Source organism: Streptomyces sp. IBSNAI002 (assembly GCF_052244475.1).
Lineage (GTDB): Bacteria > Actinomycetota > Actinomycetes > Streptomycetales > Streptomycetaceae > Streptomyces.
In genome coordinates this window covers 8,101,127-8,123,383 of sequence record NZ_JBQPXG010000002.1, presented here as the reverse complement: position 1 = coordinate 8,123,383, position 22,257 = coordinate 8,101,127, and the positions used below count along the sequence as shown (strand labels likewise).

18 protein-coding genes are annotated in these 22,257 nt (G+C 71.6%); 11 read left to right on the top strand and 7 right to left on the bottom strand.

The window, feature by feature from the left end:
- Position 1 precedes the first annotated feature (1 nt).
- From ACTVZO_RS37720 to ACTVZO_RS37705, 4 genes are all read left to right on the top strand, one after another.
- Positions 2-4,036: a type I polyketide synthase gene (locus tag ACTVZO_RS37720; protein WP_443302654.1), complete on the top strand. Its 4,035-nt coding sequence runs from the start codon at positions 2-4 to the stop codon at positions 4,034-4,036.
- The gene (locus tag ACTVZO_RS37715) at positions 4,023-6,197 is read left to right on the top strand and encodes a type I polyketide synthase (RefSeq protein ID WP_443302653.1); all 2,175 of its coding nucleotides are present in this window, start codon (positions 4,023-4,025) and stop codon (positions 6,195-6,197) included. The genes ACTVZO_RS37720 and ACTVZO_RS37715 overlap by 14 nt, the downstream gene beginning before the upstream one ends.
- Before the next feature lie 72 nt (positions 6,198-6,269).
- Entirely contained in the window at positions 6,270-6,911 is a 642-nt protein-coding gene (locus ACTVZO_RS37710) for a hypothetical protein (RefSeq protein ID WP_443302652.1), read from the top strand.
- A gap of 11 nt (positions 6,912-6,922) precedes the next feature.
- On the top strand, positions 6,923-8,422 hold the full coding sequence (locus tag ACTVZO_RS37705) for an acyl-CoA carboxylase subunit beta (RefSeq protein WP_443303396.1): 1,500 nt from the start codon (positions 6,923-6,925) through the stop codon (positions 8,420-8,422).
- Positions 8,423-8,446: 24 nt separating this feature from the next.
- Here the strand turns inward: ACTVZO_RS37705 and ACTVZO_RS37700 are convergent, their stop codons facing one another.
- The 5 genes from ACTVZO_RS37700 to ACTVZO_RS37680 form a co-directional block, all read right to left on the bottom strand.
- Complete coding sequence (locus ACTVZO_RS37700; protein ID WP_443302651.1) at positions 8,447-8,767, bottom strand: DUF6191 domain-containing protein; 321 nt, start codon at positions 8,765-8,767, stop codon at positions 8,447-8,449.
- Between the two features lie 61 nt (positions 8,768-8,828).
- Positions 8,829-9,866 carry a DNA-binding protein WhiA gene (gene whiA / locus ACTVZO_RS37695; RefSeq protein WP_443302650.1) on the bottom strand — a complete coding sequence of 346 codons (1,038 nt, stop codon included), beginning with the start codon at positions 9,864-9,866 and terminating at the stop codon, positions 8,829-8,831.
- A 259-nt stretch (positions 9,867-10,125) separates the two neighbouring features.
- Positions 10,126-11,913 (bottom strand): methyltransferase, encoded by a 1,788-nt coding sequence (locus ACTVZO_RS37690; protein ID WP_443302649.1) that lies wholly within the window; start codon positions 11,911-11,913, stop codon positions 10,126-10,128.
- A 133-nt stretch (positions 11,914-12,046) separates the two neighbouring features.
- Complete coding sequence (locus ACTVZO_RS37685; protein WP_443302648.1) at positions 12,047-13,216, bottom strand: 4-hydroxybenzoate 3-monooxygenase; 1,170 nt, start codon at positions 13,214-13,216, stop codon at positions 12,047-12,049.
- A 244-nt stretch (positions 13,217-13,460) separates the two neighbouring features.
- Positions 13,461-14,870, bottom strand: a complete 1,410-nt coding sequence (locus tag ACTVZO_RS37680) for a cellulose binding domain-containing protein (protein ID WP_443303395.1) — start codon at positions 14,868-14,870, stop codon at positions 13,461-13,463.
- A gap of 525 nt (positions 14,871-15,395) precedes the next feature.
- Here ACTVZO_RS37680 and ACTVZO_RS37675 point away from each other — a divergent pair.
- Positions 15,396-16,271, top strand: a complete 876-nt coding sequence (locus tag ACTVZO_RS37675) for a GntR family transcriptional regulator (RefSeq protein WP_443302647.1) — start codon at positions 15,396-15,398, stop codon at positions 16,269-16,271.
- Between the two features lie 106 nt (positions 16,272-16,377).
- Here ACTVZO_RS37675 and ACTVZO_RS37670 read toward each other — a convergent pair whose 3' ends face one another.
- Positions 16,378-16,995, bottom strand: a complete 618-nt coding sequence (locus ACTVZO_RS37670; protein WP_443302646.1) for a DUF4232 domain-containing protein — start codon at positions 16,993-16,995, stop codon at positions 16,378-16,380.
- Between the two features lie 144 nt (positions 16,996-17,139).
- Between ACTVZO_RS37670 and ACTVZO_RS37665 the strand changes: the two genes are divergently transcribed.
- The 6 genes from ACTVZO_RS37665 (at position 17,140) to ACTVZO_RS37640 (ending at position 21,847) form a co-directional block, all read left to right on the top strand.
- Positions 17,140-17,667, top strand: a complete 528-nt coding sequence (locus ACTVZO_RS37665; RefSeq protein WP_443302645.1) for a SigE family RNA polymerase sigma factor — start codon at positions 17,140-17,142, stop codon at positions 17,665-17,667.
- Entirely contained in the window at positions 17,657-18,430 is a 774-nt protein-coding gene (locus ACTVZO_RS37660; protein WP_443302644.1) for a DUF4232 domain-containing protein, read from the top strand. The genes ACTVZO_RS37665 and ACTVZO_RS37660 overlap by 11 nt, the downstream gene beginning before the upstream one ends.
- A 176-nt stretch (positions 18,431-18,606) precedes the next feature.
- Positions 18,607-18,990: a hypothetical protein gene (locus ACTVZO_RS37655; RefSeq protein ID WP_443302643.1), complete on the top strand. Its 384-nt coding sequence runs from the start codon at positions 18,607-18,609 to the stop codon at positions 18,988-18,990.
- A gap of 316 nt (positions 18,991-19,306) precedes the next feature.
- Positions 19,307-20,284 (top strand): aldo/keto reductase, encoded by a 978-nt coding sequence (locus tag ACTVZO_RS37650; RefSeq protein ID WP_443302642.1) that lies wholly within the window; start codon positions 19,307-19,309, stop codon positions 20,282-20,284.
- An 85-nt stretch (positions 20,285-20,369) separates the two neighbouring features.
- Positions 20,370-21,221 carry an aldo/keto reductase gene (locus ACTVZO_RS37645; protein WP_443302641.1) on the top strand — a complete coding sequence of 284 codons (852 nt, stop codon included), beginning with the start codon at positions 20,370-20,372 and terminating at the stop codon, positions 21,219-21,221.
- 155 nt (positions 21,222-21,376) lie between these two features.
- Positions 21,377-21,847, top strand: coding sequence for a hypothetical protein (locus ACTVZO_RS37640; protein ID WP_443302640.1), 471 nt, complete (start codon positions 21,377-21,379; stop codon positions 21,845-21,847).
- A gap of 13 nt (positions 21,848-21,860) precedes the next feature.
- Here ACTVZO_RS37640 and ACTVZO_RS37635 read toward each other — a convergent pair whose 3' ends face one another.
- Positions 21,861-22,154, bottom strand: coding sequence for a DeoR family transcriptional regulator (locus ACTVZO_RS37635; RefSeq protein ID WP_443302639.1), 294 nt, complete (start codon positions 22,152-22,154; stop codon positions 21,861-21,863).
- Positions 22,155-22,257: the final 103 nt, after the last annotated feature.

The following is a 22,257-nucleotide window of genomic DNA, read 5'->3' as shown; positions in this document are numbered from 1 at the left end:
GATGGCAGGGGACGGCCCCGCGGCGACCGCGACGAACGAAGAACGCATGCGCGCCTATCTGAAGCGGGTGGCGGTCGAGCTGCGGCGTTCCCGCGACCGCGTCCAGGAACTGGAGGGGCAGGCGAACGAACCCATCGCGGTCATCGGAATGGCCTGCCGCCTCCCCGGCGGCGTCCGCTCACCCCAAGACCTGTGGGACCTCGTCATCGGCGAACGCGACGCCATCGGCCCCTTCCCCACCGACCGCAACTGGGACCTCGAACGCCTCTACCACCCCGACCCCGACCACCCCGGAACCTGCTACGCCCGCGAAGGCGGATTCCTCCACGACGCCGCCGACTTCGACGCCGACTTCTTCCACATCTCCCCCCGCGAAGCCCTCGCCATGGACCCCCAGCAACGACACCTCCTCGAAGTCGCCTGGGAAGCCATCGAACACGCCGGGATCAACCCGCACACCCTCCGCGGCACCCCCACCGCCACCTACGCGGGCGTCATGGCCGGCGACTACGCCGCATGCTTCTCGGGCGGTTCGCAAGAAGTGGAGGGATATCTCGCCACGGGCACTGCCGCGAGTGTCGTGTCGGGGCGGATCGCCTACTCCCTGGGCCTGGAGGGGCCCGCCATGAGCATCGACACGGCGTGCTCGTCATCCCTGGTCGCCGTCCACCTCGCCTGCCAAGCACTCCGCCAACACCACACCCCACTCGCCCTCGCCGGCGGCGTCACCATCATGTCCACCCCCGGCACCCTCACCGAATTCAGCCGCCAACGCGGCCTCGCACCCGACAGCCGCTGCAAACCCTTCGCCGCCACCGCCAACGGAACCGCCTTCGCCGAAGGCGCCGCCCTCCTCCTCCTCGAACGCCTCACCGACGCCCAACACAACAACCACACCATCCACGCCCTCATCCAAGGCAGCGCCATCAACGAAGACGGCGCCAGCAGCGATCTGTCGGCACCCAACGGACCCGCCCAACAACGCGTCATCCACCAAGCCCTCACCAACGCCCGCCTCACACCACACGACATCGACGCCATCGAAGCCCACGGCACCGGCACCACACTCGGCGACCCCATCGAAGCCACCGCCCTCCTCACCGCCTACACCACCAACCGACCCACCCACCAACCCCTCTGGCTCGGCTCCGTCAAATCCAACATCGGCCACACCCAAGCCGCCGCAGGCACCGCCGCCATCATCAAAATGATCATGGCCATCCACCACGCCCAACTCCCCCGCACCCTCCACATCGACCAACCCACCCCCCACGTCAACTGGACCACCACCCCCCTCCAACTCCTCACCACCACCACACCCTGGCCCACCACCCACCACCCCCGACGCGCCGCCATCTCCAGCTTCGGCATCAGCGGAACCAACGCCCACCTCATCCTCGAACAAGCACCCGCCCCCCTCGACGAGGACGGCCCGCTCACGGAACAGCCGTCCGGCACGGGCAGCGGCCCGATGCTGTGGCTGGTCTCCGCACGGAGCGAGCCGGCGCTGCGCGCCCAGGCACGAAGGTTGCGGGATTTCCTGTCCACGCACACCGCCCCCGGACGCGCAGACCTCGCGAACATCGGGTTCTCCCTGGCCACGACCCGGGCCTCGTTCCACCACAGGGCCGTACTGACCGCCGACGACACCCAGGGCTTCCTGGCCGCGCTGGAGGCACTGGCCGCCGGAAAGGACGACCCCGGCATCGTCCGCGGCACGACCGGAACCGACCCGGCCGCGCCGGACCCTGCGCCGGCGCACCGCCTCGGCTCCTCTCCCGCCGGACCCCTCGCACCGGTGGCCCGCGCCATCGCCGACGGCGCCGACCCCGACCCGCACGTCCTCTACCCGGACGCCCGCCGTGTTCCGCTGCCCACCTATCCGTTCCAGCACCGCTCCTACTGGCCCACCGCCGTCACGGGGCCCGAGCCCTCCACCACCTTGCCCGAGCCCTCCCCGTTCTGGGACTCCGTACACCGGGGGGACATCGCCGCCCTCAGCACCGCACTCGGCATCGACGCCGACCAGCCGTTCCGCGAAGCCGTCCCCCGGCTGGCCGCTTGGCGCCGACACGAGATCGACAGGGCCCGGGCAGTCTCCTGGCGCTACCGGCTGACCTGGAAACCCGAACCGGATGTCCCCGCGGCAGATGTGTCGGGGACCTGGCTCCTCGTGGCCCCCGCGAGTCCCTCCGCCGCCGCGTCACAAGCACGGTGCGCTCAGGCCCTGGACGGCCGCGGAGCCCGCGTCGTCCCCGTCACCGTGCCGGCCGGGGGCACCGATCGGGCGTCCATGGCCGGTCGGCTGCGCGACGCGTTGCCCGGCGGCCCGCCCCGCACCGCAGGGGTCCTGTCTCTGCTCGCCCTCGACGAAGAGCCCATTGCCGCGGACGCCGCCACACCGGCCGGCTTCACCGCCACCCTCGCACTCCTGGGAGCCCTGGACGACGCCGGCTTCGAGGCTCCGCTGTGGTGCGTGACCCGCGGCGCGGTACGCGCCGAGGAATCGGACCGCGTCGACCACCCGCTGCAGGCTCTCCTGTGGGGCCTGGGCCGAGTCGCCGCACTCGAGCAACCCCGTCGCTGGGGCGGGGTGATCGACCTCCCCCTGACCGCGGACGGCCGGATCGCGGACCGCCTCGCCGCCGTCCTGGCGGCGTCAGGAGGCGAGGACGAGTACGCGCTGCGGCACAGCGGCACGTACGTACGACGGCTGGCCCGTGCTCCGCTCCCGGAGCCGTCGACGGTCCACCGATGGGAACCGGACGGGGCCGTCCTCGTCACCGGTGGCACCAGCGGGGCCGGGGCGGAGGCCGCCCGGATGCTGGCACGCGCGGGGGCGCGGCGCCTGGTTCTGGCCGGCCGCCGTGGCCCGGCAGCCGCCGGGGCGGCTGAACTGGCCGCGGAACTCACCGCCGAGGGAGCCCAGGTCACCCTGGTGGCGTGCGACGTGTCGGACCGTGCCGCGACCGGCCGGCTCCTGCACGAGATCCAGAGCGGCCACCGCCTCGCCGCCATCGTCCACGCCGCGGGGACCGTCGACGACGGGATGCTGGAGAACCTGACGCCCGAGCGCTGTGAGTCCGTACTGCGCCCCAAGGTCAGCGGAGCGCTCAATCTCCATGAGCTCACGGCGGGACTGGACCTCTCCGCCTTCGTGCTCTTCTCATCGGCCGCCGGCACCTGGGGCAGCCCGGGGCAGGCCAACTATGCGGCGGCGAACGCCTTTCTGGACGCCTTGGCCCAGCACCGGGCCGCCCGGGGACTGGCCGCGACGTCCGTGGCCTGGGGTGCTTGGGAAGGCGTGGGCAGCGCCGCCGCCGAGGCAGTGGTACGGGAGACACGGCACAGGGGCATCCGCCGCATGGCAGCCGCGGCGGCCTCGGCCGCCCTGGAACGGGAACTCGGCCGCAGGGAGCCCTTCGCCGTCATCGCCGACCTCGACTGGGGCAGGTTCGCCCCCGCGCACACCGCGGACCGGGCGTGCCACCTCTTCGACACCGTTCCCGAGGCGCAGTCCGCGCTCCGCGCGGTCCGGACACCCGGCACCGGCACACCGCTCCCGCACCTGGCCGCACGCCTGGCAGGCGAGGCGCCCGCCGACCAGCACCTGCTGCTCGGCACCTTCATCCGCGGCCACGTCCGCGAACTGCTGGGACTGACCGGACCGGGCGGGCAGCAGGAGGGCCGCGGCTTCGCGGAACTGGGCCTGGATTCCCTGGGGACGACGCGACTGCGCCGGCGCCTGGAGACCGGGCTGGGTATCCGGCTGCCCCTCACCACCCTGTTCGAGTACGACACGACGGAGGCCCTCACGGACGAGCTGCTCCGGCTCCTCGGCACCGCGAGGACACCGGCTGCCGGTCCGGACCCGGAAGCCGGACCGGACGACCTGGACGGCCTGGAGGCGCCGGACGCGCTGGACGCGCTGGACGCGCTGGACGCGCTGGACGCCGCGAGCCTGGTCGAACTCGCACTCGGCACGCCCACGGGGATCCGACCATCGACCCAGGGACCCGATCATGAGCACTCCTGAGAAGCTGACCGAAGCCCTGCGTTCCACGCTCAAGGAAGTGGAAAGACTCCGGCGGACCAACCGGCGGCTGTCCGAGCGGGCCGACGAACCCATCGCCGTCATCGGAATGGACTGCCGCCTCCCGGGAGGGATCCGCTCCCCCGAACACCTGTGGGACGTGCTCGCCTCCGGTCGTGACACCGTCACGGATTTCCCCGACGACCGCGGCTGGGACTTCTCCGCCCTCTACGACCCCGAGCCCGGTCGCCCCGGCCGCAGTTTCGTACGTCAGGGCGCCTTCCTGGACGGAGTCGCCGACTTCGACGCGGACTTCTTCGGTGTCGGAGCACACGAGGCCCTGATGATGGACCCGCAGCACCGGCTTCTCCTGGAAACCTCGTGGACCGCCTTCGAACGGGCCGGGATCAACGCCCGGACCCTTCAGGGCAGCGACACCGGAGTGTTCATCGGCATCGGATACCTCTACTACACCTACGGATCCTTCTTCTACGACAGCACGGACGCCTCCGAGGGCCACCGGTACGTGGGCAACGCGCCCAACCTCGCGTCGGGCCGGATCTCCCGGACCTTCGGCTTCGAAGGGCCCGCGATCACGCTGGACACCGGCTGCTCCTCCACGCTCGTGGCACTCCACACGGCCTGTCGTGCGCTCCGCGCCGACGAATGCACGCTCGCCCTGGTGGGCGGTGCCACGGTCATGCCCCATCCCGGAGCCTTCGTCGAGTTCAGCCGGTACCCGTCCGACTCCCTGATCGCACCGGACGGCCGGAGCAAGGCGTTCTCGGCCGGAGCGGACGGCATCGGCTTCTCCGAAGGAGTCGCCGTCCTCCTGCTCGAACGGCTTTCCACCGCCCAGCGCGAGGGGCATCCGGTCCTGGCGGTCGTGCGCGGCAGCGCCGTGAACCAGGACGGCAGCAAGGAGGGCTTCGAGGCGCCCCGGGGGCCGTCCCAACGGCGGGTGATCCGCTCGGCGTTGGCAGCTGCCGGGCTCACCGGTGACGAGGTCGACGCCGTGGAGGCACACGGCACGGGAACCCCCTTCGGCGACGCGATCGAGGGTGAGGCGATCGCGGCGGTCTACGGGCCGGGGCGTGACCGGGACCGGCCGTTGTGGCTGGGATCGGTGAAGTCGAACATCGGGCACACCCAGGCCGCCGCCTGCGCGGCCGGAGTCATCAAGATGGTTCTCGCCATGCAGCACGGCCTGCTGCCCCGCACCCTGCACGCGGAGGAGCCGTCGCCGCACATCGACTGGCAGGGAAGCGGGGTGCGATTGCTGACCCAGGCCCGGGCCTGGCCGGACACCGGCAGACCGCGCAGGGCCGGCGTGTGCTCGTACGGTGTGAGCGGCACCAACGGACACGTGATCCTCGAACAGGCTCCGCCCGCCGCCCACGAGCGTCGCCACCCGGCTCCCGGGGAGCACGGGGCCGACCGGCCGCCGCTGGTGTGGGTGCTCTCCGCACGAAACGAGCGAGCGCTCCGCGACCAAGCCCGACAGCTCCTCTCCAGGGTCGAGGCGGACCCCGCGCTGGACATGGGGGACGTCGCTTTCACCCTGGCCACGTGCAGGGCCCACTTCCCTCACCGTGCGGCGGTGGTGGCCCGCCACCGTGACGACTTCCTGACGGGTCTTGCCGCCCTCACCTGCGACCGGGAGAAGGAAGCCGTGGTCCGCGGAACGGTCAGCGGCGGCAGGCTCGCCTTCCTCCTCCCCACCACGGACGAAGCCGGCCAGCCTGCCGCAGAAGGGGATGTCGAGCGGGCCAGGACCTGGTTCGGTCACCTGGAAGGCTGGGGAGTCCGGCCGGACCTGCTCCTCGGCGGCCGACCACCACGGGCCGTGGACGACCACGGTTCCGCACCGCCCGGCGGTGACGCGTTGCGCGGGCACGGTGTGAGCACGGTGGTGTCCATCGACGCGCAGGGCCTCCCGGCGGTGCGGCTGCTCGACGGCCCGGCCGACAGCCGCAGTGACCAGGGCCGCCCCCCGTACGCAGGCGACCACCCCTCGGCCGACGTGCTGGTGCGCGTACTTGCAGCGCTCCACGTAAGCGGGTTCTCCCCGGACTGGCAGCGCTTCTTCGCCGATGCGGACGCGCGAGCCGTGAGTCTGCCGACCTATCCGTTCCAGCGCCAACGGTACTGGCCGCTGCCCTGAACCCACGCGGCCCGCCCGGGCTCGGAGCCCCGGTGGCAGCCGCGAGCAGATGAGAGCAGAGAGGACGTCGACGTGCTCTTCGATGATCTTTGGCTGGCGGAGGAACCCGGCGATCCCCCCGAGGTGTTCGAGGAACTGACCGCGTGCCCCTGGCCGCCGGGACCCGTGCCGCCCGAGCGCTGGGTGCTTCCGGGAGTTGCCCCCGTCGCCCGCACGCTCGCCCGGGGGACGCACGTCTGCGTGGCCCTGAACGGAGTGCGGGCCTGGCCGTCCGGGGCCACGCTGGACCTGGTGATCTTCGCCCGGCGCGTCCGATGGCCGGGACCCCGCTCGCTGGCCCCCTTCCCGCAGCCGTTGCCCCGGGCCGGCGACGCCGAAGGGCTGGCCCTGTCCGTCCGCTACGCCGACGGCCGGCGGGCCTGCACCGCGGACCACCACCGGGGGAGCCCGCGGCAGGGACGGGCCCGAACTCCCGAGGACCCGGTCCTGCGCTACGGCGATGGCGGCGGCGGCCCCTTCCTCTATCGCCAGAGCGTCCACCTGTGGCCCTTGCCGCCCCCCGGACGCCTCACCGTCACGGCGGCCTGGCCCGGCCGCGGAGTGCCCGAGAGCCGGACCGACCTCGACGCGACCGCCATCCGCGACGCCGCGGGGCAGGCCACCGCCATCTGGCCCGACCTGGCCGGCCTCCCGTTCGCGGGCGGCGGTACGTGAGCGCGGAAGCGGTGCGCGGGACCCACGGCAGCGGCCGCCCCGCGCGCACGAACGATGCCGGGCAGGCCGTGGCGGACTTGGAACGACGCGATGCCGACCTACGGGAGAAGGAGGTGCTCGCGGCGCAGCGGCAGCACGCCAAAGGCCGCAGGACGGCCCGCGAGCGCATCGGCATGCTGCTCGACCCCGGCTCCTTCACCGAAACCGGAGCCATGGTCCGGCACCGCTCGCGGATGCCGGGCCTGGTGCACGACCGGCCGTTCGGTGACTCCGTGGTCACCGGATTCGGCACGGTCGACGGCCGGCAGATCTGCCTGTTCGCACAGGACTTCACGGTGTTCGGCGGCAGCCTGGGGGAAGCGGCCGGAGAGAAGATCGTGAAGGTGATGGACCTGGCCGCGTCCGCCGGATGTCCGATCGTCGGGATCAACGACAGCGCCGGCGGCCGCATCCAGGAAGGGGTCGCGGCTCAGAGCCTCTACGGGCAGATCTTCCTTCGCAACGTCCGGCTCTCCGGCAGGGTCCCCCAGATATCGCTCATCATGGGCCCGTGCGCCGGCGGCGCCGTGTACTCGCCGGCCCTGACCGACTTCGTGGTGATGACCGACAAGGTCTCCCACATGTTCATCACCGGTCCCGAAGTCATCAGAGCCGCCATGGGCGAGGAAGTCGACATGGAAACGCTCGGCGGCGCTCGCACCCACAACGCCCGGTCGGGCAACGCCCACTACCTGGCAGCGGACGAGGAAGACGCGATCGCCTTCACGAAGAGACTCCTGTCCTACCTCCCCTCGAACAGCGGGGAGCAGCCACCTGCCGGCGGACCCGGCTGCGCACCGCCCGGCTTCGGAACGGACGTCCACGACGTCGGCGAGACCATCGCCGGTGTCATGGACAGCGGAACGTTCCTCGAGGTCCAACAGCTCTTCGCACCGAACATCGTGGTGGGACTGGGCCGCGTCGACGGCCACAGCGTGGGGGTCGTCGCCAATCAGCCGAAGAGCTCCGCGGGCTGCCTCGACATCGATGCCAGCGAGAAGGCAGCCCGCTTCATCCGGACGTGCGACGCCTACAACATCCCCGTGCTCACGTTCGTCGACGTCCCCGGCTTCCGCCCCGGAGCAGCCCAGGCCCGGGCCGGGGCCGTCCGCCGTGGCGCGAAACTCGCGTACGCCTACGCCGAAGCGACGGTCCCGCTCATCACCGTCATCACGGGCAAGGCGTACGGCGGCGGCTATGAGGTGATGGGCTCCAAACACCTGGGAGCCGACGTCAACCTCGCCTGGCCGACCGCTCTGATCGGTCCCGCGGACCCCTCCACCGCGTTCCGTTCCCCGCAGCAGGCATCCGCGTCCGGTCTCTGCGACCCCTACATCGCGGCGGAGCACGGATACGTCGACGTGGTCATCCGCCCCTCCGACACCCGTGAGCACGTCGTCCGCGCGCTACGGCTCCTGCGCGGCAAATCGGAGTCCTTGCCCCCGCGGAAGCACGACAACATTCCGCTGTGACGACTGAAGGACCGGCGGGTGTTCCTACCGGCCGGAACGCGGAAGCCGTACGACCGCCATGCCTGCGGCCAGGTCCACGGTCGTCCTGTTCGGCGGGGCCCCGTCATCCTCGTTGTCCGGAATGACCAGGGCCGACTGCCGCTCCTTGAGCTCGTTCTGCTTGCCCGGGGAGAAACTCGCATGGAGTTGTTCGAAGCCGGTCGCCGATATCTGCCCCTGCCGCGCACCGTTCCGCCACGGGAGCACACCGGCCCGCCCCGCGCGCAACAGCAGCTGGTCGACGAAGGCCAGCAGGGTCAGCACGATGACCAGCCCCGGCAGAGTCATGAAGGCGATGAAGTGCACGTCCCCAGTATCCATCCGGTCCGGCGCAGTGGTCGCAGCCCGCGAAGGCCGTCTCGCCCGTCTACTTGACGCCCGCTCGACGGCCCTCCACGGCATCGTCGGCGCCCGTCAGATGTGCTCGGGTGTCGGGGATGCCCAGGGCCTTCGCGTGCCGGTCCGCCATGCTGAGCAGGCGTCGTATCCTGCCGGCCATTTTGTCCTTCGTCATGGGAGGAGTGGCGAGGGCTGCGAGTTCGTCGAGCGAGGCCCGGTCGTGCTCGATGCGCAGCCGGGCGGCTGCCGCCAGGTGCTCCGGCGTCTCACCACCCAGGATCTCCAGTGCCCGGCGGGCGCGTGCGCCGACGACCACGGCTGCGCGCGCCGACCGGTGCAGATTGTTGTCCGTGCAATTGGCCAGGCTGTTCGCCGCAGGGGTGCGCGACTGCTTTCCGTGCTCCTCGTATGTCATTTGCGCTTCGCTCCAGCGGGCCGCCGTGGACCTGGCGCCGATGCGGCCGAGCATCGCGGAAATCGCGGACGCGTCCTTAATCACCACGCGGACGGCGCCCGGCCGCTCCCCGTCCATGCGCGGCTCGCGGATTTTCGCCGGAATCGACAGCCGACGCGCCGCGCCCACGAGGGCGAGAGCCACTTCCTGACCGGGGCACAGGACCTCGAGGCCGGCATGGCGGCCGGGCTCCGCCAGGGTTCCCGACGCCAGGAACGCCCCCCGCCAGGCGGCCTCGGCATCGCAGACCGGGCCGGAGACCACGCTCGGGGGGAGGCCGTACACCGGGTTGCCCCGGCCGTCCACCAGGCCGGCTTGGGTCGCCAGGTGTCCGGAGCCGTTGGCCACCCGCACGAAGTACTGAATCTCCTGCCGGTGGTCGGTGGGGTCCGCCGGCACGAGGTCGGACCGGTGGCCGTAGACCTCCAGCACCGCCGTGCGCAGTCGCTCGGCCGTGGCCCGGCACATCGGACCCGCCTGGACGCCCTGGGTCCGACCCGGTACGCCTGCCGTCGTGAAGCGCAGGGTGGCCGCGGCTTCGGCCTTCCGGCAACAAGGGCGATGGACCGGAAGGCGAGACAACTCTCCCCGTGCGGCTGCCGTCATTTCCACGGAGTGGCTCCTCTTCCTGCAGCCGGGTGCTTCGCCCAGGCGCGCGACCAATGGCATTCAAGATCAATTGATCAGATCGCCGAGATGCTCAAGGATAACGTCACGCGCCCGCCCGCGGAGAAAGGCCTGCGGCACGCAGATCCCTTTGCGGAGTGCGATACCCCACAGGAAATCCGCCGCGCCGCAGGAAAGGAAGCCGGAGCACCCTTGAATTCATCCGGTGTTCCGCTGTGCGGCCTGCCGGGAAGGAGCGGTGCTGCTATCGGATCGCGTCCTGCACGGCCTTGCGGGCGTGCAGGACGTAGGCCTCCAGGGGCAGGGGGGTGCGGTCGAGGAGTTCCAGACCGGCGCCGGCCAGCAGGCGGGCGTAGTCCTCGGCGCGGCGCTCGCGACCGCCGACATTGCACATCATGTGCAGGTCCCAGGCCGTGGCCAGCGAGGGCGAGCCGTCGGTGGGGAGGAGCCGTTCGACGATCAGCAGGTCGGCGTGAGCAGGCATCGCGCGGGCGCAGTGCCGCAGGATCTCGGCACACCGGTCGTCGTCCCAGTCGTGCAGGACACGGGAGAGGATGTAGACGTCACCGCCGTGGGGCAGGTCCGCGAAGTCGCCGCTGCGGTAGTCGCAGCGGGCGCCGCAGCCCATGCCGTCGAGCGAGCGGCGGGCCGCCTCGACCGCGTGGGGCCGCTCCAGGAGCGTGCCGCGCAGCTCCGGGTGCGCGATGAGGATGCGCCCGAGGAGCGCCCCGTTGCCGCCGGCCACGTCCACGATGGTGCTCGGCGTGGGCGTCCGGGCCGCCGCGGTGATCACGGGGTGGTCGGGGATCGGCCGGAACATGCGCGAGCTCGCCGCCATGGACCGGTCGAAGAGGTCGGCGAGCGCGGGGTCGCGGGCGAAGTGGTCGAAGTGGTTCTCGCCGAAGAGGTGGTCGAAGGCCGGCTGCCCGGTCCGTACGGTGTGGTCGAGGGCGCCGAAGGAGCGGTAGAAGGGGCCCCCGTACATCAGGGCCAGGGGGCGCATCGTGTCCGGGGTGTCCGCGCGGAGCAGGCTTCCGAGCGGGGTGAGTCGGAAGCCGTCCTGCGCTTCGTCGTCCTCGGCCACGATGTCGAGCATCGTGAGGTAGCGCAGGAGTGTGCCGAGGCTTTCGGGGTGGGTGGCCGTGCGCCGGGCGAGTTCCCGGGTACTGGTCGCGACGGTGGTGTCCATGGCCTCGGGCAGGCGCAGCCGTGCGAACGCGGCCAGGGCCTGTGTGGTCCATGCTCCCGTGAGGAGGTGGAGGAGCGTTTCAGCCGGCCGGTTCGCGCCGGGGTACTCGTCGAGATGGGCCGCGAGGGCGTCGCGGTGATCGCCGGGCGCGTAGAGCTCCAGGCGCCGGTAGCCGCCGCCGGTCGCGGCCGCGGGAGTGGTGAAGTACAGGACGGTTCCGTCCTCGTGCGGGTTGTAACCGCCGCCGTCGGGGCGGGCACCGTGCCGGGAGAGCACCGCGCACAGACCGCGCAGCAGCAGTGTGTCGGGGTTCTCCAGCTCGAAGGCCAGGTGGGCCTCGTGATCGCGGGCGCGCTCGTGCGCGGCGATCGGTTCCAGGTCCGATCGCTCGGGCACCGTGAGGGCGAACACCTCCACCGCGCGCCGCTCCCCGTCGGGGCCGTGGACGCGGGGCCGCAGGATGCGGACGTCGAGATCGAGCGCGTCGCGGCGGTGGCGCCGGGCGAGCCGTTCCCGTACGACGACGCTCGGGTGGGACGGGGTGTCGGCGGCGAGCCCGCAGTCGGCGAGCTGGCTGCGCAGGTGCTGGGGGTCGCGGGGGAAGAGCAGCAGGCCGGCGTGGGCGAACCGGCAGTGCTCGGCGAGCGACGCCAGTTCCGCGCCCCGCAGGCCGGGCAGCAGGAGGGGCAGCAGCGTGCTGCTCTTGTGTTCCCGTACGAAGGCCGCCGCCGCGCGCAAGCGGGCCGTGTCGTCGAGAAGCATCGTTTCGCCGGGAAACGCCGCGGCGGTGGATGGCTTCACGGCAGCGGGCAGGTGGGGTCCGTCGGGGAGGGTCGTGGTCATCGCGGTGCTGTCCTCAGGCCGGTGCTGGAACGGAACGGATTGGAACGGGGCATAACGGAATAGAGTTGTGTGAAGCGGGGCAGACCGGGGCGCCGCGTTGTACCGCGGGCGCCGGCAGGGGTGGAGCGGCGGCTCAGACGCCGACGTAGTTTTCGGCGAACCAGTCCTGGTGCGCACGTGACGTACGCAGGGATTCGAGGCGGGCGCGCCGCAGGGAGGCGTGGAAGAACGATCCTCCTGAGCGGTCCTGGTCGGGGATCGCGTGCAGCAGCCCGGTCATCCACTGGGTGAACTCCTGCGCACGCCAGATGTACGCGAGGCACTGCGCCGAGTAGCGGTCCAGGGCCGCGCCGTCCCCCCGGGCGAGGGCCTCGGCCAGGGCTCCGGCCAGGAGCTCAGCCTCCAGGACGGCCAGGTTCGCACCCTTCGCGGCGACCGGGGCGGGCAGGCTCGCCGCATCGCCGGCGAGCAGGAGCGAGCCGTGGCGCAGGGGTTCGACCACGTCGCACGCCAGGTCGACGACACCGCGCTCGATGATCGGCCCCCGGTGCAGCGGGCCGTGCTCCGTGGCACGCATCCGCAGGTCGAGTTCGTCCCAGATCCGCTCCTCCGTCCAGGCGTCGGCACGGGCGCCGCGTCGGCACTGGAGGTAGTAGCGCGTCACCTGGGGGCTTCGGGCCATGTGGCCTGCGAAACCGCGGTCGTGGACGGCGTAGCCGACGGCGTCGAGACTGGGCGGGGCCTCGGCGAGCAGGCCGAGCCAGCTCACGCCGTGGTCATGGTGGTGGCGGACCGTGCCGGGCGGCAGGGAGCGGCGGGCGGCGCCGTGCCGGCCGTCGCAGCCGGCGACGTACCGCGCGTCCCACCGGGTGGGGCGGCCGTCCGGCTCGCGGGTGGTGACGTGGGGCCGGGCGCCGTCGGCGTCGTTGACGGCCAGCGCCTCGGTCTCGAAACGGATCCGCCCGCCGGCGCCGCGATAGCGACCGAGGAGGTCGGACACCAGGTGCTGCTGCGGGTAGACGGTGTGCCGCTCGCCCCGGCCGAGGTTTCCGTAGTCGAGGCGGAAGCTGCCGTCCGCGGTCCGGAACTCGCATGTGCCGTGGGTCCGTCCGTGCCGGTGCAGCCCGTCGGCGAGGCCATGGCGGTCCAGGACCCGCACGGTGTTCGGCGCGAGGAACCCGGCCCGGGCGCGGGTCTCGACGCGGGAGCGGGCGGCGCGTTCGAGGACGACGCAGTCGATGCCGGCGCCGAGCAGGAGGTTGCCCAGCACCAGGCCGGCGGGACCGGCGCCCAGAACGACCACATCAGCTGATTCACGTAATGCTCGGCGATTCCGATGTTCTGTCATAGCGCTGGAATCATAAGCACGGAAAAACTCGCGGACGATCATGACTAATTCGGATGCGGTAATAGAATGACAATCACTGGAATTAATGGCCGGCCGGGCCTGCGCCCGGCCGGCTCCGTCCTCGCCCCGCGTCGGCGTCGTCCGCCCGGCAAGCGGTCCCGGTTCACCGGGGCGGACTCGCCGGGCCGACGGGCGCGGTTCAGCTCGTGGGCACGGTGTCCTCGAAGGCGGTGCCGACCGACCGGTACGCCGCGATCCTGGCGTTGACCTGGGCGGGCGTCAGCACCTGGTCCTTGACGTGGAGGACGTAGTCGACCTGCTGCTCGTACGCGCGGGGGGTCGTGGACGTCTGGCCGTTGAGGTCGATCAGCCACTGGTTGAAGTTGATCGACATGGGGCGTTCGGGAAGGTAGGAGGCGCCGTGGGTGCCGAAAAGCTGCCCGTCGACGTAGTACGTGATGGCGTTGTCGTCGATGGTGACGACGAGGTCGTGCCAGCCGGCGTAGCTCTGGCGGCTCTCGGTGTGGGCGTTCACCGCCTGCCACGGATCCGGGTTGTAGGTCTCCCAGGAGGTCGTGTACAGGATGTTGGACGGCTCGCCCCAGCCGCCGTTGGGGAGGTACTCGAAGTCGTACTCGGCGTAGTCGTCGGCCATGGGGGCCTTGAGGTCGTTGATGGTGAAGAACGTCTGTACGAGGCGGTCGCCGTCGGGGCCGGACCTGGGGGCGTCGCTGAACCTGACCCGGGCGGCGTACGTGCCGTTCTTGAACTTGGTCGCCTTGGTCAGGACTTCGGTGTGCTCGGTGCCCGGGGCCGTGCCGTTGGTGGAGGTCTCCAGGGTCATGACCGTGTTGCCGCCGCCGGTGGCGAAGGTGACGTTGGAGGGGTCCCAGGTGGCGCCGGGAACTCCGGGACCGCCGGAATTGGAGCGCACCGACCAGCCGTTGGCGGAGATCTTCGGATCGGTGTGGGTCGTGTACGTGAAGTCGTCCCAGAGCGATCCGGATCCTCCGGGCGGAGGTGTGGTGGGAGGCGGAGTGGTCGGCGGGTCGGTGGGGGTGTTGCCGGCCGGGGCGGTGCCCCAGACCGGGGTTCCGGCGCGGGTGGCGGTGACCTTGGTGGAATCGCCGTACGCGGTCTGTGCGGCGATGAAGGAGTAGTCGTCGCTCTGCCGCAGCGTCTGCCAGTTGGCCTGGTGGAAGCGCAGCTGCATGTCGCCGGTGTCGGCGCCGGGGGCGAGGGAGCCGGCTCCGGAGGTGAACCCGACCTCCAGGTAACGGTCGGCGGTGCCGGTCGGGTTGGCGAGGTCGCCGAAGGTGCCGGTGATGTTGGCGCAGCCCTTCACCGCCCAGGAGCAGGCGAAGCGGTAGGCGGCGCCGGGCGAGTCGGACTTGAAGTAGTAGCGGAGTCTGACTTCGCTCAGCGGCAGGGCCGTCGTGCCGGTGTTCTTCACCTTGAACCAGGGCTCGCTCTGGTCGGCGGTGGCACCCGTGGCACTGGTGCGGTACTGCACGGACAGGCTGCTCGCCGCGCTGGCGGTGCCCGGCAGGGCGGCGAGGGCGGCGGCGCCGAGGGCCGCGACGACGGCTGCCGCGGCGGCGGCCCGCAGCCGGCGGCGGCGCGTTCCTGCCGTCCGGCTGCCGTTGCCTGCCGTCCGGCTGCCGTTGCCTGCCGTCCGGCTGCCGTTGCCTGCCGTTGCCTGCCGTCCGGCTGCCGTTGCCTGCCGGACGGGTCGGGCCGGTCGGGCCGGTCAGGTCTGGTGAGCTGTTCGAGCTGGTCACGGTGGGGTCCTCTCCGGGGGTGCGATCGGGACGATGTCGCAGCAGGCCCGTGGGGCCGGCTGCGCGCATCACAACGGAGTGCGGGGGGGGGCCGGGTGCAAGGGTGGGGCGGGGCAGACCAGAAGGCTGACCACTCGACTACTGGACAAGTGACCTGTCGACGAGGAATGAAGCTGGCATAGACCAATTCAACCGTCAACCCCCTTGTATCCAAGGCCCTTTGCCTGATTCTCGGTGCGATGCGTCACGATCAGCTCGTACACTCCGCTTGACCAGTGACGGTGGGCGGCCGAAGTGGCCAAGGCCGGTAGGACACGGCACGCGGTAGTGGCGCTGGAGAGGGGACGGCACAGATGCGCGAGAGAAGCCCGGCCGGCGGACCCGAGGGGATACGCCCCGGAGGAGTACTCAAACGCGAGCGGGTCCGTGATGCGGTGCTGGGGATGGTCGAGGAGCGTCGGGCGGGGGACGCGATCCCCTCCGAGCGGGCCCTGTGCGTCCAACTCGGGGTCTCCCGGCCGACGCTACGTGCCGCCGTCGACGAGCTGGTCGCCGCCGGCGTTCTCATCCGCGAACACGGTCGGGGCGTGTTCGTCGCTCCGGAGAAGATCACCCAGGAACTGGTTCCGGGGCGCCACTCGCTCAGCGTGCCCCGCGCCTCGGGAGCCTGGGCCAGTCGGCTGCTGGAGTTCACGACCGTACCGGCCGGCGCCCGGGTGGGCCGCAGGCTGCACCTCTCCCCCGCCGCGCCGATCGTCTACGTGGCCCGGTTGCGGCTCGTCGACGGCTACCCGATGGCCATCGAGCACCTGCACATCCCGGCCGCTCTGGTCCCCGGCCTCACCTCCCGGGAACTGGAGCAGGGCGACCTGTACGAGCATTTGCGCACGCACCACGACGTGCACGTGAACGAGGCGACGCAGACGATCGAGCCCACCGTGGTGACGCGCGCGGAGGCCGAACTGCTGGAGGTGCCGGAGCTGTCGCCCGCCCTCCTCTTCGAACGGCTCACCACCGACACCGCGGGGCAGCCCGTGGAGTACGTCCACTCGCTCTACCGCGGCGACCGCTACCGCATCGTGTCCCGCCTGACGCTCCGGGCCGACACCGCACCGGCCGCACCCGCCGCAGCGTCCGACGGGCACCATCCGGGCATCCCGCCGGGCGACTTCGTCCACGGCGACCCGGTGACCGCGTCGACGCTGGGAGACGTACAGGGGCGTCGCTGACACGCCCGGTCCGGCAGCCGGACCACGTTGCCGTGACCCGGCTCGCCGACCCCCAACGGGCGCGCTGAGCCGATCCGTTGGGGGCGCGGCTGTTCTGGTGGGCCGGTCAGGAGCTCATGATGAAGCGCAGGGCCAGGCCGGAGGCGGTGGTCCAGTGGGTGACGCGGGCTCCGTCGTCGAAGGGGACCTGGCCGGGCAGGTCGAGGGTGATCGGGGCGCTGGTGTTGCTGTCGGGGTCGGGGCCCTGGAGGCGGAGGGGGATGGTGTTGGTTTCGTAGGTGTCCATCCGGCCGCCGGTGGCGAGCAGGGCCGCGTAGGCCTTCCCGCCGGGGGCGAGGGTGACGGGTGCGTCCTGACTGTCCTTGATCACGGCGATCGCGGACCTGGCACCGTCGAACTTCAGGTGGGGGTACTGGTAGAGGTTGCACTTCTTGTTGCCGGTGTTGGTGACGGTGAGGAGGAGGTGCCTGACGCTCTTGCCCTGCGGGTCCTCGCTCGTGGCGGAGAAGGTGAGGTCACCCGGGGCACACCCCACCACCACCCCCGGAACACTCGGCGACGCCGAGGACGTCGCCCCGCTGCTCGGCGTGGCCGCAGCCGACTCACTCGCCTCCGGCGAGCCCGTCGTGCCCGGCCGGCCCGAGGACGTGGAGTCGCCCGCGCCATCGGCGCCGTTCGCCTCGCACGCGGTGGACGCCAACAGCAGCGCACCGAGAGCGGCCACGGCCGCAACGTTCCTGATTGCCTTGTTTCCCCTGGTCAACAGAGCCCCCTATGTGGTGTGCTTCGGTCTGCACGACCTGTACGCACGCCGGAAGCCACCGGGTTGCATGCCGAGGCGAAAAGTTTTGGTACCGATGGGGGTGGCATGACGGAGGACGAGTTCGACGCGTTCTACGCGTCGGCGTTCCCTCGGATCGTCGGCCAGGTGTACTCCTTCACCGGTGACCACGGCCAGGCCCAGGACGTCGTCCAGGAGGCCTTCGTCCGCGCCTGGGACCGGCGGCGCGACTTCCTTGCCACCGAGGCCCCGGAAGCCTGGATCCGCACCGTCGCGATGCGTCTGGCGGTCAGCCACTGGCGGCGGGCACGGCGGTGGCTGGAGCTGGTACGCCGCACTCCGCCGCCCGAGCACGCCCCGGGCCCCGGACCTGAACACGTCGCCCTCGTCGCAGCGTTGCGGCAGCTCCCGGAGCCCCAGCGCCTGGCGATCGTGCTGCACCACCTGTGTGACCTCAGCGTGGAGCAGGTAGCCTCCGAGACCGGCGCCCCTGCCGGTACGGTCAAGGCCCGCCTCGCGCGCGGCCGGACCGCCCTCGCCAAGCTGCTGCCGGCGAGCGAGGTCGGCGCAGCGGGCGGGAGCGGCGAGAAGAAGGAGGACGACCGTGGCCGATGACCTCTCCTTCGCCCTGCGCGAGCTGGCCGACAGCGCGGGCACGCCCGCCCCCACGACGGGCGCGGAGGTCCGCCGCCGGGCCGCGTCCCGTCGGCGCCGCCGGCACGCCGCCCTCGCCGGCGGTACCGCCGTACTGGCCGCGGCCTTGGTGTTCGGCCTGGCCGCAGCCTTCGGCGGGCCGGAGCCCGACCGGCGCCCGACCCTGCCCGCCGACTCCCCCACCGCGCCCTCCCCCACCGCGTCCGCCCCCGCCGGACCCTCCGCCGTCGCGACGTCCCCGACCTCCCCGACCTCCCAGAGCTCTCCGGCGTCGCCGAGTGCTCCGGGGGTGGTGGTGGGGTGTGCCCCGGGTGACCTCACCTTCTCCGCCACGAGCGAGGACCCGCAGGGCAAGAGCGTCAGGCACCTCCTCCTCACCGTCACCAACACCGGCAACAAGAAGTGCAACCTCTACCAGTACCCCCACCTGAAGTTCGACGGTGCCAGGTCCGCGATCGCCGTGATCAAGGACAGTCAGGACGCACCCGTCACCCTCGCCCCCGGCGGGAAGGCCTACGCGGCCCTGCTCGCCACCGGCGGCCGGATGGACACCTACGAAACCAACACCATCCCCCTCCGCCTCCAGGGCCCCGACCCCGACAGCAACACCAGCGCCCCGATCACCCTCGACCTGCCCGGCCAGGTCCCCTTCGACGACGGAGCCCGCGTCACCCACTGGACCACCGCCTCCGGCCTGGCCCTGCGCTTCATCATGAGCTCCTGACGACCTGACCTCCTGACGACGCCCGCCCCGCGGCGGCTGCGGACCACCCGGGTGACCTTCGGCCACGGTTGGCCGATCCCGAATCGGCGTGGCGGCCGCACCATGGTGCGCGCCGGTCGAGTGTGGATGGACCGTCCGCAACTCTCTGCCGGACGCCTTCGCCGGGAGTGTGAGTCATGCGCCGTTTCCTGCCCGTCCTGCCAGTCGCCGCCGTTCTGATCGGGGCGTCGGCCGTCCCCGCGGCCGCGGCCGCGGCCGACCCGAGGCCGATCACCTCTCCCTACGTCCAGGCCGCCGCGGACGTCGCCGCCTCCGGCGCGCTGAGGCGTGCGAAGAACATCGACTGGGTGCGTCACGTCAACACCGGCCGGTACTGCGTGAACGTCAGCGAAGAGGTCAACCTGGCGTTCAGCGTGGTCCACGTCGAGCTCCCCAACTCCAACCGCCGCAGCTTCAGAACCGAGCCCAACTCCACCTGCGGCCCGGATTCCGTCACGGTGTACACGTACGACCTCAACGGCAGCTACATGGACAACCCCTTCACGGTCACCGTGTTCTGACCCGTGCCCTCCGCGCCGGGGCGCGGCCGCCCCGACGAGCAGGTCGCCCCGGAACACGTGCTGCCACCGCACGGCGGTGTTGATGTCGGGTGAGCGCGCGACGTAGGCCTCGGTGATCCCCGAGCCGACCACGACGAAGGTGCCGCACCAGACCGCCTAGCCCACCACGAGCAGCGGGAAGAACGTGAGCTGCCGCTCCAGTCCGACGTCTCCGCGGGAGGAAGCACCGTCGGTCCCCGCGCGTCGCGGCATACGAGCGCGGGGTGACGGCCAGGGTGGACACCGGCCGGAGACGACGACGGAGCGGAGAGCGCGGATGCGGTACATCAAGCTGGGTGGCCTGGAGGTTTCCCGGATCGGGCTGGGTGCCATGGGCATGTCCGACGGCTACACGGGGGCCGGGACGGACGAGGCGGAGTCCATCCGGACCGTGCACCGGGCGCTGGAGCTGGGTGTGACCCTGGTCGACACCGCCGAGATCTACGGCCCCTACACCAATGAGGAACTCATCGGCCGGGCGCTGAAGGGCCGCCGCGAGCAGGTGGTGCTGGCGACGAAGTTCGGCCTCGTCTCCCACGCCGGCGGCGGCCCGTGGACCCTCGACAGCGGCCCGGCCAACATCCGCACCGCCGTCGAGGGCTCGCTCAGGCGGCTCGGCACCGACTACGTCGACCTGTACTACCAGCACCGGGTCGATCCGAACACGCCGATCGAGGAGACGGCCGGGGCGGTCGGCGAGCTGGTCGCCGAGGGCAAGGTACGCGGCTTCGGCCTGTCCGAGGCCGGCCCGGACACCATCCGCCGCGCCCACGCCGTCCACCCGGTCACCGCCGTGCAGTCCGAGTACTCCCTGTGGACCCGCGGCGTGGAACAGCGGGTCCTGCCGGTGCTGCGCGAACTGGGGATCGGCCTCGTGCCGTTCTCCCCGCTCGGTCGCGGTTTCCTGACCGGCACGATCCGCTCCACCGACCAGTTCGACGACGGCGACTTCCGGCGCGACAACCCGCGTTTCACCGGCGAGAACTTCCGGCGCAACCTGGCGATCGCCGACCAGGTCCAGGCTCTCGCCACCCAGGTCGGCGCCACGCCGGCGCAGGTGGCGCTGGCCTGGCTGCTGGCCCAGGGCGACGACATCGCCCCGATCCCCGGTACCAAGCGCGTGGCCCGGGTGGAGGAGAACACCGCCGCCGACGGGATCGCGCTGAGCGGCGAGCAGATCGACGCGCTCGGCGGCCTGCCGCCCGCCGCGGGCGACACGCACACCGCGGCCCAGGCGCGGATGCTCGAACGCTGAGCCCGGTCGCGTGCCGTCCAGCCGCCCGGCGGCTGCGACCACCAGACCATCAGACCATCAGACCACCACTGCGAGGCAGGCCTCCATGGAGCATGTCACCCTGAACAACGGCGTCGTGATGCCGGTCCTCGGCTTCGGCGTCTACCAGATCCCCCCGGAGCAGACCGAACAGGCCGTCGCCGACGCGCTCGCGGCCGGCTACCGGCTCCTGGACACCGCGGCCGCGTACGGCAACGAAGCGGCCGTCGGCCGGGCCATCAAGGCCGGCGGCGTTCCGCGCGGGGAGCTGTTCGTCACCACCAAGCTGTGGGTCCAGGACGCGCCGGCCGAGGACAACGCCCGTCGGTCCTTCGAGACCTCCCTGGCCAAGCTGGGACTGGACCACGTGGACCTGTACCTGATGCACCAGCCCTACGGCGACGTCTACGGGCAGTGGCGCGCGATGGAAGCCGTCAACCGCGAGGGGCTGGCGAAGGCCATCGGGGTCTCCAACTTCTACCCCGACCGGCTCCTGGACCTCATCCTCAACAACGAGATCACCCCGGCGGTCAACCAGATCGAAACCCACCCGTTCTTCCAGCGAGCCGCCGACCACGACCTCATGCGCGAGCACGGGGTCCAGCACCAGTCCTGGGGCGGCTTCGCCGAGGGCCGGAACAACCTGTTCACCCACCCCGTCCTCAGCGACATCGGGCGGGCGTACGACAAGTCCGCGGCGCAGGTCGTACTCCGCTGGCTGATCCAGCGGAACGTCGTCACCATCCCCAAGTCGGTCAGCCCCGACCGGATGGCCCAGAACATCGACCTGTTCGACTTCCGGCTCACCGACGACGAGATGGCCCGGATCGCCACCCTGGACACCGGCGCCTCGCTGTTCTTCGACCACCGCGACCCCCAGATGGCCGCCCGGCTCGGCACGCACCGCCTGGAGGGCTGAGCGGCGGCATCGGGGCGGCTACCGGCCGTTGCGGCTCCCGGACGGCATGATGTGGCTGCTGACGGCCCGTCGGGATCCGCCGACGGTTCCGTGCCGGCGCGTCCGCGTACCCGCGTACCGTGCGCGCCCGTCACCTGAGCACCTTGGAGGCCCGTATGAACCGCGCGTGGATGCGCACCCTGCCGGTGGCCGCCGTGCTGGCGGCCCTCACCGTAGGCACCACGGGGTGCTCGGGCGATACGACACCGTCCGAAGCCGCGTCGAAGGCGGCCTCTGCCGTGCAGTCGGTCGGGGCGGGGCTGGACGCCGCGGCGTCCGAAGCCAAGAAGAAGCTCGACAGCGTGAAGGACGGGGTGGACGCGAAGACGGACGTCAAGCTGGGAACTCCCGACAAGGACGGCGACGGGCACAGCACCGTTCCGGTCACGGTGTCCAACTCGGCCGACGGTGCGAAGTCCTTCGCGGTCCAGGTCAACTTCCGCGACCCCGGGGGCAACCTCCTCGACACGGTCGTCGTGACCGTCTCGGACGTCGCCGCCGGGGCCACGGGCCAGGGCACGGCGCGCAGCACCCGTGCGCTCTCCGGCGAGGTCCAGACGAGCGTCGGAACGGCGCTGCGCTACTGAAGCCCGCGGGCGTTCATTCCCCGCGCGCGGAGCGGCCGTCCACCGCCGTGCGGTCGAGCCCTCGCGCGTATTCGTTCAGCGTGAGAGGCGGGGCGACGGCTCCCCCTCGTACCCGGTACAGGCGGCCCTGCCCCGCCAGCAGCTGCAGGTCCCGGTTGACGGTCATGGCGCTCACATCGAATTCGAGCGCCAGCGCCCGGCAGGTGACGTACCCGCGCACCAGCGCCTTCACCTCGATCCGGTCGCGCCGGGCCTCTGCGGTGAGCTTGCCGGTGGCCAGGCTGATCTGTCCGTGACCATGCCGCATGGCGGCCTCCTCTTGTCCGATGGGCGTGTCAGCCCCGCCCACCACATGGCAACCACATTTAGACCAAAGATAGGCCAGAGGACGAGAGGGCGAGCTCGTGCTG